Source organism: Streptomyces violaceoruber (genome assembly GCF_033406955.1).
Lineage (GTDB): Bacteria > Actinomycetota > Actinomycetes > Streptomycetales > Streptomycetaceae > Streptomyces > Streptomyces violaceoruber.
This window is the reverse complement of sequence record NZ_CP137734.1, coordinates 7,242,311-7,256,904: the sequence shown is the minus strand read 5'-3', so window position 1 is coordinate 7,256,904 and position 14,594 is coordinate 7,242,311. Positions and strand designations below refer to the sequence as shown.

Genomic DNA, 14,594 nt, shown 5'->3' with positions numbered 1-14,594 from the left:
AGGATGGCAGACGGGCGGCCGTACGGGCCCACCGGCCGCTCCTGCGGGAATCCCCTCATGATTGACCCTCGACCTGGTTCAGGGAGCAGAGTCCCCGACGTGGAGAACGAGATGCGCAGTATCGGGGAGATGGCCCGCGAGAGCGGACTGGGCGTGAGCGCCCTGCGGTTCTACGACCGTGCCGGTGTACTGGTCCCCGCCCGGGTCGATCCGGCGAGTGGCTACCGCTGGTACGCCCCCGGCCAGCTCGACGAGGCCAGGGTGCTGGCCCGGCTGCGGCGGACCGGCCTGCCGCTGGCCGACATCCGGCTGGTACTGGCCGGCTGGTCCGGGGCGGACGCCGACCTGGTGCGCGGGCTGCTCCAGGCGCACCTGCGCCGTCTGGAACGGGGGCTGGCCGAGGCCCGCAGCGAGTTCTCCACGCTCGAAGCGCTACTCGATCACAGGGAGAATCCCATGACCGCCTCACCGCGTACCGGCACCGTCCGGCTGTCCCTTCCCGCGCCCGCGCTGGCGGACGCGCTCGACGCGGTCCGCTTCGCCGCGGGCCGGGACCCCGAGCTGCCGATGCTCGGCGGCGTTCTGTTCGACGTCGAGGGCGACACGCTCCACCTCGTGGCCACCGACCGCTACCGGATGGCCGTCGCGCGGCTGGCCGCCGTCGGACACGGGGGAGCCCGTGAGCAGGTCATCGTGCCCGCGCCGCTCGTCGACGCGATGCGCGCGCTGCTGGACGACGACGGGCCCGCCCGTTTCGCGGTGGAGGGTGACCGCGTGACGCTGGAGGCAGCGGAGCGCCAGGCGTCGGGGCGGCGCCTGGCCCACGACTTCCCCGACTACCGCCGTCTCGTCCAGCTGCCGCCCGGGCGGCGCGTCGCCGTCGATGTGCCCGAGTTCCGGGAGGCGTTGGAGTCCGGCCCCGTCCGCGTGGCCGAGGACCGCGAGCCAGGTCGGCAGGCGCGCGACGTCAGCGTGCTCTCGACGGTGGACGACGGCACGGTGATCGTCTGCGGCGACGGCGCCCCGGACGAGGAGGCGGACGGAGCCGCGCACCACGTCGGCGTCGACCGCGGATACCTGCTGGACGCGCTCGCCGCCGCGGACCGGGACCGGCTCGTCCTGGAGTTCGGGCCCGCCGCCACCGCGCCGCTGGCGATCCGCCGGGTGGACGACGAGGGGGCGTTCTCGGTCCTGATGCCGGTCCGCCTGGACGACTGACGGCTCTCCGGTCGCCCGCCCCGGGGCATCCCCCGTCCTGCGTCCGCCGCGCCGACGGCGTTGTCAGTGGGCTCGCCTACAGTCGTCAGCACTTGATCACTGCGGTGCGGGGAGGCACTCATGGGGTGGGTGACGGCCGGGGACTACGAGGTCGCCCTGGACGAGGGGAAGGTGGTGTGCCGCAACGCCACCGGACGGCGGCTGAAATCGGTGCCGGCCAAGCTCGCGGACGATCCCGCGGTGGTCGGGCTGCGGCAGCTCGTCGAGTGGCTGGAGCGGCACGAACGCCAGTGCCTGAGCGACGTCGAGCGGTGGATGGTGCGGTCGCTGCCCGTGCCCCTCGCCGTGCTCACCCGGGTGTGGCCCGACCCGGCCTGGCGGTCCGCCCTGCGCGACCTCGTGGTCACCGGTGCCGACGGCGAGGTCGCGGGATTCCTGCGCGACGCCGACCCCGAGCGCGGCCTCGGCCTCGTCGACCTCGACGGTGACACGGTCCGTGTCGCCCCCGACCTCGTCCGTCTCCCGCATCCGGTGCTCCTCGAGGACCTGGAGGAGCTGCGGGAGTTCGCCGTCGAACTCGGCGTCGAACAGCGCGCTCAGCAGCTCTTCCGCGAGGTGTGGCACCGCCCCGCGGGACTCGACGCCGAGGCCGCCTCGGTCGAGGAGTACGCGGGCGGCGCCTTCAAGGAGCTGCGCTTCCTGCACGGCCGGGTCACCCAGCTCGGCCACCGTGTACGGGGCGGATACGCGGTCTGCTCCGCCTGGGAGGACGGCCGGGCCGTGGAGGCCCGCGTCTGGGTCGGCGACTACGACGGCTACGAGGAGACGGAGACCGGCCCCCTCATGTGGACGGACGCCGCCGGGCGGGTGCTCAAGCTGGGCCGGGTCGGTCCGGTCGCCTGGTCGGAAGGGATGCGCATGGCGGCCGGGCTGTACGCCGGTCGCGACATCGAGGACGAGGAGCGGGCCGCGTGAATGCCATGGACACCACCACCGCGCCCCAGGGCGCCACCGGCGCGCGCGAGGTCACCGTCCCCGACGGCGCCACCGCCTCGGCACTGCTCGAGGCCGGCGCGCTCCTGCCGCCCGGCAGCAGCCGCCGGGAGGACGCCGACACCCTCACGGTCCGTACGTACACGCATGCCGCGCTCGGCGAGCGCAGCGTCGTCCGGCTGGTGCCGGGCACCCTCGGGGAGGCCGAGGACCTCGCTCTGGACTTCCTCGGCCTCGTGCGGGACGCGGAGACTCCCGAGATCGGGCAGGTCAGGCGGGAGACCCTCGGATTCCCCGCCTGGGCCCTGGTCAACGACCCGGCCAACGGGCACCACGCGCTGGCCCTGGTCAAGGACGTCGAGCGGCTCGCCCGTCAGGCCAAGTCCCGGCCGGGCAACGCCAAGGAGGGTTTCGAGAAGCTCGGCGACCGGCTCGGCCGGGCCGTGCCGCACTTCCTGCCGACCTTCTTCGAGCAGGCCGCGCGGATCTTCCTCCAGTTCGACAACACCACCTACGCCGCCGCCTTCTTCGGCAAGGCGCGGGAGGCGGAGCGGGTGCACGCGCTCGCCGTCGACGAGCAGCGGCAGCGTGCCGTGTTCCTGGAGTTCGCCTTCGCCGGGGCGCTGACGGTCAAGGCGCTGAAGCAGCATGTGAGGGATCTGGCGGCCCGACTGGACGCCGCCGAGGCCTGGGCCCAGTTCCGTCAGCTGGCCGTGGAACGCTGTGCGGCCGGCATGCCGCCCTACGCATCGCTGCCGCAGGACGCGCGCGTGCTGATCAAGGCGGCCGGGCTGCCCCGCGTGGAGGCGGAGTGCGACCTCGTCGCCGATCTGGTCGCCTCGCCCGCCGCCGTCCGGGCGCCCGCCTCCTTCTGGACCGCCTACCGGGCGACGCTCGCCGTCCTCGCCGAGCGACGGCCCGCGGTCCGGGAACGGATGCTGGAGATCATGCCGGCCGGGCTGGACCACGGCACCAAGAGTGACGAGTTCTGGCTGGAGTTGCTGGCCGAGTGCGGTGCCGACCGGCTGCTGACCGGCGAGGACGGTGGGACGGCGGCCGGAAGCGGCTCGGTCGCCGAGGCCGCGGGCGGTGTCGACGCGGCGGACTGGCTGAGCCGTTGGGCCGCCCATCGCAAGCGCGGTGCCACGGTGTGCGACAGCTCCCCGGCCACGCTGGGCCTCGTCGCACGGATGGCGCCGCGGTTGCGGGCCGACGGACGCGCCGTCGACCTGTTCACCGGCCGCCGGCACGTGGGCGTCGACATCGCCCTGCTCGACCTGTGCGCGGCGGAGGACATCCCCCTGGCCCTGCCCGGCCCCGACGCCGAGGTCCACCTCGGGCTGGACCGCTGGGTGCGCGACACCCGGCCGGAGCGGCGTGAGCTGGCAGCCGTCGCCGCGGACCCGCGGCTGCGCCCCCTGCTGCTGCGGGCGGTCGGTGCCGCGGGGCACGAGCGGCAGTCGAGCCGGGTACTGGACCATCTCGCCGACCATCGCGTGCTGAGCGGGGTGCTGCGCGAGTGGCTGGACGGCGCCGTCGGTGAACTCGCCCGCACGGTGGGCCTGCCCGGAGCACGCGAGGCGCTGAACCGGCTGAGCCCCTATCGGTCGGTGGCCTCCCGGGTCAATCCCGAGGCCGTCGCCCGTGCCGCCGGGTACGAGGCGGCTCCGCTGCTCGGGCGCACCCTGCGGACCGGCCTCCTGGACGAGCTGGGCTGGCCCGCCCTGGACGAAGCCCTGCGGCTGCTCGACGCCGAGACCCGGGCCCGCAACGGCAACGGGGCCGGGACCCGCGGGGACCGCGACACCGCGCTGATCGTGAACGAGGCCTGGCCCTGCCTGATCCTCAGCCGCGGGCACAAGGCGGTCGTCGTCGGCCCGGACGGGATTCTGCTCGAACACGACCTGCGGCTCCCCGCCGACCTGGACCGCTGGCAGCGACCGCAGTTCCGCTACGCCGACGGGGAGTTGCTCGTGGGGTGGTGGCAGGACGGCAAGCAGCGCGGCTACTGGTCCAACCGGCCGTCCGAGGTCCTCACGCTCACGGGCGAGCAGATCTCCCACTGGTGGCGCAACGACGAGGTCGCCCCGTCCATCCCGCTGCCCGACGGCGGCCGGGCCACCGGAGGGCGCACCCTGCATGCCGGCGACACCGTACTGCCCGCGAGCAGGCCCGTCATCGGCGACGGCACGTCGTACTGGCGGCAGGGCAGGCAGGGCCGGCAGCACGTGTGGCTGGAGTACGACCCGGCGACGGGCACGCACAGTCGCGCGTCGCTGCCCGCCTTCCTCCGCTCCGGCATCGGCGACGACGCGACGCTGCTGCAGGACCAGTGCGAGGTGCTGCCGCTGCAACCCGGTCTCGAACGGAGCCCGTTCGGCACCGACGGCACCGTGCTCGGGCGTTGGGTGCGCGCCGAGCAGGCGCCCGGCGAGGCACTGACCACGGCGGGAACGCCCGACGGCCGGACCGTCACGCTGCGCGCCTCCGGGCGCGGCGAACGCGTCACCCCGCTCGGTGCGCTGCGCCTGCCCGGAGGCGCGGCGCCCGTCGTGGCGCGCACGCGAGGCCAGGTCGCCCTGTACGCGCCGGACGACGGCAGCGACGCGGGCGTGCTCGGCCGGGTGACACCGAACGAACGGGGCGGGGAATTCGCCGCGGGCACCCCGTTCGTCCCGCCGGTCTCCTTCTGGCACGCACTGCGCCCCCGCGACGAGCGGTCGTCGGCCGTCCTGCGCGCATTCACCGACGAGCAGGCGGCCGACCTGCTGCGCACGGCGGTGCGGGCGCTGGCGGAGCGCCAGGCGCAGGTCAGCGCGGCGAAGGCCGCGGACGAGGCGGCCGGTGAGCACGGCGCGGACTCCGGAGCGGCCACCGGGTCGGCCGGCGGGTCGGCCGGCGCGAACAGGCCCGTGGTGCCGACCGCCGACGAGGTGGTGCGGCGGATCGTGACCCGGGCGCTTCCCGGGCTCACCGACAAGCGGCTCCTCGTCGGTGTGACGGCTCTGGTCCGCACCACGGTCCAGATCGCCGACGCGGTCGCCCGCTTCGTCACCCCACCCGTGGAGCAGCCGAAGCCGCAGCGGAAGCGGACCGAGGGGATGTTCGCGGACTACCGGCCCGAGCACGGCGACGACCGCACCCTGCGCGCGGCCGCCGACGGTCTGGCCCGCATGTGGGGGTCGTGGGGCGGCGAGAGCCAGTGGACCGCGCTCCGGCAGATCCGTGCGGTGAACCACGTTCTCTCGGGCAAGCCCGCCGACGGCATGCGCCTCGCCGAGCGCACCCGCAGGTCCCCGCTCGGCGACGGGTGGCACAGCGACGAGCACACCGTCCCCCGCATGGGCATGACCTGGCCGGAGCTGCTGGGCGTGCTGCGGCCGCTGGCCTACCGGGCCACGGTACCGACCCTGCCTGCGGCGGAACGGGAGGCGCTGCTCCTCCTGTTCGAGGCGCTCGCCGAAGGGCCGCTCGCCGCACCGGGGGACGGCATCCGGGAGATCGTCCTGGGCGAGCCGTACGACAAGCACCGGCAGCGGGAACGTGCGGGGCAGGTACTGCGACGCGAGGGCCGCACCGTGGTCGTCCTCGGCTGCCAGAACGTCGACATGGCCCGGGACCGCGTCAACTGGCTGGCGCTCGACCACGATCCGGCGGGCGTCTTCGGCGCCGTCGCGCACTTCACGCTGGAGAAGGAGACCCGGCACGCCCCGGCGCTCCCCGCCGGCGCCCTCCCCGCGGTCGCCCGGCTGACCCGCGACAAGGGAGCCCCGCCCTGGCAGCCCGAGGCGCCGGGCGACCTCGCCGCGGCCACCGGCGATGGCGTCGGACCGCTCCAGGCCACCGTGCTCCTCGCCGCGCAACCGGAGCGCCTCGACGCCGGCGCCCTCGCCACGACCGGTCTCAAGCCCCGTCAGCTGGACGCGGGCAACCGCATGCTGAACTCCCTCCTCGCCACCGACCGGGCGGCGCTCATCGGCGCGCTGCTGCCCGACGATCCGGCCGAGTTGTGGACGGCGGGACCGGACACGGGAGCCGTGGGCCGGGTCTGGTCCGAGCGCCTGGGTGCCCTCGTCCGCCTGCCCGAGGACCTGGCCGTCACGCTCGACGGCCTGCCGGTCGGATCCGCCGAGGCGGTGCTCAATCCCGAGCGCACCCCTTGGCTCAGCCGCACCACGGTCCAGCGACCGGACAAGAACGGCCGGCTGGTCGCGGAGGACCCCGCCGCCGTACCGCACCGTTACACCCTGACCGGCGCCGTCGACGCTCTCGCCTCGCTCGCCTACGCCCTCCCCCACGGCCACCCGTTGCGCGCGGCCCTGCCCGAGGGCCTGGCCGCCGTGCGCCGCCGTCTTGCCGATCCGGGACTGCTGCTCGACCTGGACGTGGAGTGGACGGAGAAGGGCGGCACCACCGCCGCCGAACTCCGCAAGGCGTACGGGCTGCCCGCCACCGGCGGCGCCGACGCGGAGGGCACGACGCGGATCGGGGAGGCCCTGGTCCTGCGTCCCTGGCACGGCGACCGGGAGACCGTCCTGGTGCGACCGGCCGGTCTCACCGGCCCGGACGACGCCGTGCTCGGCCTGCTCGAAGGGCTCGTGGGCACCGCGCGGGGCACCGGGGTGCGGGCCCTGCGCACGCTCTTGGGCGACGAGCTGGCGCGCAGCGTCGATGCCGGGCTGGATCCCGCGGGGGCCGAGGGATCCGCCCAGGACCCCACGGTCAGTGTTCCCGCGCTCGTCACCGAGGTGGCCCGGACCCAGGGCCTGAGCGAGGACGCGGCGGCGCTCTACCTGCAGTTGCTCGCCCTGCCCGATCCGACCGACCGCAACTGCGCCCGCTGGACCGGCTGGAGGCCCGCGCGGTCGAAGAAGGTCCGGGCCGAGCTGGCCGCCACGGACCTGGTCGTCGAGGCCAGACGGCCGCGGGCCGGCCGTTCCCTCTTCCTGCCCTGCGGCTGGCGCGATCTCAAGTCGCCCGCCCTGCCGGTGGAGACGTGGAAGGAGGGGCTGTACCCGGTCGGCGAGGGGTTCCGTTCCGTTCCACTGCTCCCGGTGCCGGAGCTGTTCACCCGTGCCTGGGCCCGGGTGTGCGACCGGGACGCGCCCGCCTACGAGGAGCTCACCACCCGTGCCAGGCGCGGGGGCCGCCGCCGATGAGCCCGCTCGATGCCCCAGTGACCGCCGCCCGACCCGACCGGAAGATCCGTCGATGACCACCACCCTCTCGCCCGACACCGCCCGCCAGATCGTGCCGCCCGAGGAGCGGTACGCCGCCGAACTGGCCTTCCTCGCCGCCTACGACGACGGTCCGCGCCCGCCCGCCTGGCGGCTCACCCCCCGCGCCGTGGTCACCTTCGTCATGGGCAGCGACGGCCGTGCCCTGCGGCTGCCCGAGGGCGCCGAGACGCCGGAGGGCGTGCCCCGCCGACTGACGGTCGAGGGCAAGTTCGTGGGTGACCGGTCGCTGGTCGAGCGGTGCGTCGTCACCCTCGCCGGGGAGCGCGGACTGCTGCTCGTCGGAGAGCCCGGCACCGCCAAGTCCATGCTGTCCGAACTGCTGTCGGCGGCCGTGTGCGGCACCAGCGGCCTGGTGGTGCAGGGCACGGCGGGTACGACCGAGGACCAGCTGAAGTACGGCTGGAACTACGCCCTGCTGCTCGCCCAGGGCCCCAGCCGGACGGCTCTCGTGCCCTCCCCCGTCCTGACCGCGATGGCCCGCGGCGGCATCGCCCGCGTCGAGGAGGTGACGCGCTGCCTGCCGGAGGTGCAGGACGCCCTGGTCTCCCTGCTCTCCGAGCGGCGCATCGCCGTACCCGAACTCTCGGGCACCGACGACGCCCTGGCGCACGCCGCACCCGGCTTCAACCTCATCGCCACCGCGAACCTCCGCGACAAGGGCGTCTCCGAGATGTCCGCCGCGCTGAAGCGGCGCTTCAACTTCGAGACGGTCGGCCCCATTCCGGACCTCGACGCCGAGACGGCCCTGGTCCGCAGCCAGGCCCGGGCCTCGGTCGAACGGGCCGGCGCGCCCTTCAAGGTCGACGAGGCGGTCCTGGAGGCCCTGGTCGTCGCCTTCCGCGACCTGCGCGAGGGCCGGTCGACGGAGGGCTGGGAGGTCGAGCGCCCCTCTACCGTCATGAGCACCGCGGAGGCGGTGTCGGTCGCGGGCGCGCTGGGGCTGGCCGCGGCGTACTTCCCCGGGGACCGCGACGTGCTGGGCCTGCTGCCGGGTCATCTCCTCGGTGTGGTCCGCAAGGACGATCCCGCGGACGCGGCGCGGCTGCGCGGGTACTGGGACGGTCCCGTGCGGCGCCGCGCCGAGCAGGGTTCCGCCACCTGGCGCACCCTGTGGGACCTGCGCACGGTCCTGGAGGGCTGACCGCCGTGTCCCGCTCCCCGTCCTCCCCCGGCTGCCGCCTTCCCTCCTCGCCCGGCTGCCACTGCCCCTCTTCGCCCCTGTCCGCGGACCAGGCGGTCGCGGCGCTGACCGGTCCCGGGGTGCCGTTCCTCGTCGGCGTACGGCACCACGCGCCGTCCCTGGCCGCGGCGGTACCGACGCTGCTCGACCGGGCCGCCCCGGACGTCCTGCTGGTCGAGCTGCCCGCCGAGATGCAGGAGTGGCTCCCCTGGCTGGGTCACGAGGAGACGCGGGCGCCGGTCGCGCTGGCCGCGGCCGGCGGGGAGGAGGGGTCGGGACCGGCCTTCTATCCGTTCGCCGACTTCTCGCCCGAGCTGGCCGCCGTGCGCTGGGCCGCCCGGCGGGGCGTTCCGGTCGTCGCCTGTGACCTGCCGCTGGCCGACCGGGCGTGGCGCGAGGGGAGGAGCCCGGGAGCCCCCGCCACGCCCACCGGGCCCACCACGCCCACCGGGCCCACCACGCCCACCGGTCCCACCACGTCCGCCGTGCCCACCACGCGCACGGCACCGCTCGCGCCGGAATCGCAGCCGCGGCCGGACCTCTCGGACCGTTCCGGGCTCACCAAGGCACTGCGGGCGCGCCTCACCGGTCGTCCCGGTGAGGATCTGTGGGACCGCCTCGTCGAGGCCGCGGCTCCGGGATCCGGGCCGGAGGCGTTGCGCCGCGCCGCGCTCCTGACCGGCTGGGCCCTGCGCGAGGAGGCCGTGGCGTCCGGAGGCGTACCCGAGCTGGATCTGCGGCGCGAGGCGTGGATGCGCTCCCGGCTGGCCGCCGCCACCGCTGACGGTGCGCGGGCCGCCCTGGTCGTGGGCGCGTTCCACGCGCCGGCACTCGTCTCCCCGGCCGACGCGGCCGAACCCGGGCAGGACGGCTCCGGAGCCCCCGCCGGGCCGACCGGCCGGCCCGGGTGGATCACGTCGCTCATTCCGTACACGTACGCCCTGCTGGACGAGCGGTCCGGTTACCCCGCGGGCATCCGGGACCCCGAGTGGCAGCACCTGGTGCTGCGGGCGGCCGGTGATCCGGGGGCGCTGGAGGAGGCGCTGACGCACGCGGCCGTACGCGTGTGTGCGGCGCTGCGCGGCCTCGGGCATCCGTCGGGTCCGGCCGACGCACGCGAGATCGTGCGGTTGGCCTCGGACCTGGCACGGCTGCGCGGGCTGCCGGCGGCCGGCCGGGGAGAGCTGGTCGAGGCGGTCCAGACCGTACTCGCGCAGGGCGAGCCGTACGGCCGGGGGCGGGCCGTCGCCAGGGCGATGGAACAGGTGCTCGTCGGCACCCGCAGCGGCCGCCCCGCCCCGGACGCACCGCGCAGCGGCCTCGCTCCGGCGGTCGAGGCCGAGCTGGCGGCCCTGGGACTGCCGGGCCCGGCGTCGGACGGCGGCGGGCCGGTGGGGGCGGGTGGCACCGCACGGGGCAGCGGCGCCCCGGGGGGCACCGCGTCCACGACCGCCCGGGATCTGCGGCTGGACCCCTTGCGGTCCGAGCTGGACCGCGCGCGCGACCTGTTGCTTCGCCGCCTGACGGTGTGCGGCGTGCCCTATGCCGAGGCACGGGGCGCCGTCGGTGCGGGCGGCGCCGAGACGCTGACGACACGGTGGGAGGTGCGCTGGACGCCGGCCACCGCGGCGATGCTGTCCGCGGTCGGCGTGCACGGTGTCACGCCCGCACAGGCCGCCGAGGGGGTGCTGCGCGAGCGGTGGCGGACGGAGCGGGACAAGGGCGGTCCCACCGCCGCGCAGACCTTGGACGGACTCCGGCAGGCGGCCGAGTGCGGTCTGCCCGACCTGGCGGACGCGCGGCTCACGGAGACCGCCGACGTGCTGCCCGGTGCCGCCACGCTGCCTGAACTGCTCACCGGCCTCGGCCTGTTGGACCGGTTGCGGGCGGGGCACGTCCCTGGGCTCGGTGCCGACGAGGACCGTGCGCTGCGGGCCACCGCCGTGGCCGAGCTGCTCACCGCCGCGGCGGTGCGTCAGGTGGACGGGCTGAGCGGTGCCGAGGACCCGGCGGACGCGCACGCCCTGTTGGAACTGGCCCACCGCGCGGACGTGCTCGGCGGTGTCCGGCTGGCCGATGCGCTGACCCGGTTGGCCCGCGAGGGTTCGCCCCTGATGCGCGGCGCCGCCGGAGCCGTCCGAGTGCTCCTCGGGCACGAGGATCCCGACGTACTGGGCGAACGTGTCGCGTCCTGGGTCGACGGGGCCCGCGACCGCGCGGCCCGCTCCGCGCTCACGGCCAGGCTCACCGGGCTGCTGACGGCCGCGGGGCCGCTGCTGGAGTCGGCGGCCCCGGCGCTCGAGCCGCTTCTCGAGCGGGTGTCGGAGTTGGCCGACCGGGAGTTCCTGGACCGGCTGCCGGCCTTGCGCGGCGGCTTCGACACCCTGAGCCCGGCCGCCCGTGACCGTCTGCTGTCCGTCGTCGAGGAGCGCGTCGGCGTGGACCGGCCGGCCGACACGGGCGGGGTGGACCCCACGGCCCTCGCCCTGTGGACCCGCGCCGACCTCATGGCGCGGACCGCCCTCGACGGGTTGAGACTGCTGCCCCGGACCCCTGAACCGATCCCCGGCCCGGGTGATCCTGCCCCGTGTTCTGACCCCGACCCTGGCTCTGGCTCTGGCCCTGGCCCTGGACGGGAAGCGGGAGCGGCCTCGGATCCGGACCGGCCCCAGCCCCCGGCCGACGACGCCGACCCGCCCCACGGCACCGCCACGACAGCCGTCAGCACCCCGTCGCCCGCGCCGTCGCCCGCGCCGTCCGGCGGCCCCGGGCCCCTCGCCGCGTCCGTCGGCGCCGCTGATCACCGCCTCCCGCCCGCCGACCGCTGGCGGCTCGTGCTCGGTCGCCGTACCGACCGGTTGTCCGCGGCGGCGGCCGCCCCGGCCACCGCGTTGGACGAGCTGTACGGCAGCGGACGCGGCGAGGGCAGCCGGGGTGACCTGACCCGTCCGGGCCGGGGCGGCTCGGGCGGCGGCCGGGAGCCTTCGTACCCGGGTGTGCGTGAGTGGTCGGAGGAGCTCGCGGCGCTGTTCGGGCCGGGCATCCGTGAGGAGGTCCTGGCGGCCGCGGCCGCATCGGGCCGGCCGGACGTCCTGGCCGAACTCGACCCGGACAGCGTGCGACCCTCCGTCGATCTGCTGCGCACCGTGCTGCGCCACGCGGGAGGCCTGCCCGAGGCACGGCTGGCCGCGCTCCGGCCGCTCGTGCGGCGCCTGGTCGAGGCGCTGACCCGGGAGTTGGCCACCCGGTTGCGCCCCGCGCTGCACGGCACCGTGGTTCCGCGCCCCAGCCGGCGGCCGGGCGGCGGCCTCGACCTCCCCCGCACCCTGCGGGCCAACCTGGCCTCGGCACACCGCGGTCCGGACGGCACGGTCCGGGTCCTTCCGGAGCACCCCGTCTTCCGCACTCGGGCCAGGAGATCGGCCGACTGGCGGCTGGTCCTGGTGACTGACGTGTCGGGGTCCATGGAGGCGTCCACGGTCTGGGCCGCCCTGACGGCGTCGGTGCTGGCGGGTGTGCCCACCCTGTCCACGCACTTCCTGGCCTTCTCCACGGAGGTCATCGACCTCACCGACCACGTCGACGATCCGCTCTCCCTGCTGCTCGAGGTCAGCGTGGGCGGCGGTACCCACATCGCCGCGGGGCTGCGGCACGCCCGTGAGCTCGTCACCGTGCCGTCCCGCACCCTCGTGGTCGTCGTCAGCGACTTCGAGGAGGGCTATCCGCTGGGCGGACTGCTCGCCGAGGTCCGCGCTCTCGTCGGTGCCGGCTGCCATGTGCTGGGCTGCGCCAGCCTCGACGACGCGGGCCGCCCGCGCTACTCCACCGGAGTGGCCGGCCGGCTCGTCGCGGCGGGCATGCCGGTCGCCGCGCTCAGTCCGCTCGAACTCGCCCGTTGGGTAGGGGAGAAGATCGCATGAGCCCGCTCCTTCCGCCGGTCAGCCCCTCGGTGACCGCCGAGCTCGTCGCCGCACTCACACCCCGGCTGCGCAAGCGGCTGGACGCGGGGGTCGCCAAGGTCTCGGGGCGGCCGGTGGTCCGGGACGGCGACATCGTGCGCATCGCGGTCGACGCCGAAACCGACCTCGAACTGCACGCTCCCGACGGGATCGTGTCCAGTGCCGGGGCGATCCGCTGCGGGTGCCTGCTCGCGCCCGACTGCCTTCACCGGGCCGCCGCGGCATCGGCGGCCCCGGTCGCCGAGCCCACGGAACCGGCAGTCGGGACGCCGTCGCCCACGGAACCGGCGGTCGGGACGCCGTCACCCGGGGAGCCACCGCAGGAAACCGCTCCGGCACCGGCCGGGCCCGCAACACCGGCCGCAGTGCCCGCCCCGGGCCCCACCCCGCCCCCTGCCCCGCCCGCCGCCCAGACCCCCGGCGCCGCTCCCGGCGGCGACCCGGCCCCGGAATCGGCCACCCCCGCCCAGTGCGCCGCCTCGGCGGCGCTGCACGCCGCGGCGGCCGCCGTGCTGGAGGCAGGCGTCGAAGGTGCCGGGGCCGTGCTCCAGGCGGAGCTGCTGCGGGCCGCGCACACCGCGCGACTCGCCGGCCTCCCGCGCGCCTCCGGCCGTGCCGTCGCCGTGGTCACGGCGCTGCGCGCGGCCCGTGCCGCCGACCCCGCACACCGCCTGAGCGATCTCGGCGCCGCACTGCGCGACGTCCTCCTCCTCGCGCACCGCCTCCCGGGCGCCACGGGGCCCGAGCTGGCCGGGCTGCGCGGCAGGGTACGCCAGCCGTACTCACCGGACGGGTCACTGCGTCTGTACGGGCTCTTCGCCGAGCCGGTCCTCACGACGACCGGCTACGCGGGCACCGTCACCTGGACCGCCGATACCGCGGGGCGGCTCTACACGGTCCCGGACGTGGCCCCGGGCGGCGCCGAACGGGCCATGGGCTCGGCGGACCGTGCCGTGCGCCTCGGCGACACCTCCCTGACGCCCCGTGAGCTCTCGCGCGCGGGACTCGCCGTGTCCGGGGCGACGGTCTCCCCGACGGGCCGTCTGGGGGCGGGTACGGGCGTGCGGGCCGTCCGCGCGCCCGGCGCCTCGTGGTACGCCGAGCCGCTCGACCGGCTGTGGGCGGTACCGGTGGCCGAGCAGGTAGCCCGGGCCCTGGCGAGCGACCTGGACGTACCGGACGCGCACCTCACCCCGCAGACCACCGGACGGACCGTGCGGGGCGGCGAGAACGGCCCCGACGGCCAGGACCTGCTGTTCCTCGACGTCACGCTCGTCGGCACGGTCCGCGAGGCCGCGGGCGAGTGTCTGCTCGCCGACTGCGACGGGCTGACGGTCCGACTGGCCGCCGCCCACGACGACCCCGCGCTGCCCCACCGTGAGAACCTGCGCCTCCTCGCTCGGCTCGCGTCCGCGCGCAGTGCCCGGCTCCGCGTGGTCGCCCGGCTCACGCCGGCCCCGCAGCCCCGCGCGTCGCTGCTGGCGGCGAGCCATCCCACCGATCCGGACAGCCGGATCGACCTCGGTCTCGACCGGCTCCGCCGCGCGGACCTGCCCGCGGAAGCGGCGTCGGGCCCCGCGGGCGACGCGCCGACGACCCCGTCCGTACGGGCGGCGACCGCCGCGGACGAGGCTCCCGTGCATCTGCTGCGGCGCCGGGTCCACCAGGCCGCGTCCGGTGGCCGCCGCGTACTGGCCTTCCCCGGAAACCGTGAGTCCGAGGCCGCGCGCCTGCGTCGGTACGGCCTCGGCACCGCCGGTGAGCTGCTCGCCGAGTTGCACGCCACCGCCGCGGAACGGGCGCGCGACCCCTTCGGCCGGCTGCTCCCGGCCGACACCGGGCGCTTCGCCCGCGCGTGGCTGGGCGCGGCCGTCTACACCGAGGAGGTGGACCGTGCCCTGTGTGCCGCCGCGTGGGGCGCGAGGCTCCCCGGCCTCACCTCTCCGTGATCCGCCGTCCCGGCGCGCAGGCGGCCCGGCGGGTCACCGTAGTATCGGACGATCT

6 protein-coding genes are annotated in these 14,594 nt (G+C 76.2%); all 6 read left to right on the top strand.

Features of this window, described 5'->3' with window-relative positions:
* The first annotated feature begins 57 nt into the window (after positions 1 to 57).
* The 6 genes from R2E43_RS32575 (at position 58) to R2E43_RS32550 (ending at position 14,539) form a co-directional block, all read left to right on the top strand.
* Positions 58 to 1,218, top strand: a complete 1,161-nt coding sequence (locus R2E43_RS32575; RefSeq protein ID WP_093455651.1) for a DNA polymerase III subunit beta family protein — start codon at positions 58 to 60, stop codon at positions 1,216 to 1,218.
* A gap of 120 nt (positions 1,219 to 1,338) precedes the next feature.
* Positions 1,339 to 2,193, top strand: a complete 855-nt coding sequence (locus R2E43_RS32570) for a DUF4132 domain-containing protein (protein WP_136207869.1) — start codon at positions 1,339 to 1,341, stop codon at positions 2,191 to 2,193.
* A gap of 5 nt (positions 2,194 to 2,198) precedes the next feature.
* Positions 2,199 to 7,370, top strand: a complete 5,172-nt coding sequence (locus R2E43_RS32565; RefSeq protein WP_408649144.1) for a hypothetical protein — start codon at positions 2,199 to 2,201, stop codon at positions 7,368 to 7,370.
* A 52-nt stretch (positions 7,371 to 7,422) separates the two neighbouring features.
* Positions 7,423 to 8,592 (top strand): ATP-binding protein, encoded by a 1,170-nt coding sequence (locus R2E43_RS32560; protein ID WP_003977648.1) that lies wholly within the window; start codon positions 7,423 to 7,425, stop codon positions 8,590 to 8,592.
* Positions 8,593 to 8,597: 5 nt separating this feature from the next.
* Positions 8,598 to 12,551, top strand: coding sequence for a vWA domain-containing protein (locus R2E43_RS32555; protein WP_332056799.1), 3,954 nt, complete (start codon positions 8,598 to 8,600; stop codon positions 12,549 to 12,551).
* Entirely contained in the window at positions 12,548 to 14,539 is a 1,992-nt protein-coding gene (locus R2E43_RS32550; RefSeq protein ID WP_332056798.1) for a hypothetical protein, read from the top strand. The genes R2E43_RS32555 and R2E43_RS32550 overlap by 4 nt, the downstream gene beginning before the upstream one ends.
* The last annotated feature ends 55 nt before the right edge of the window (positions 14,540 to 14,594 follow it).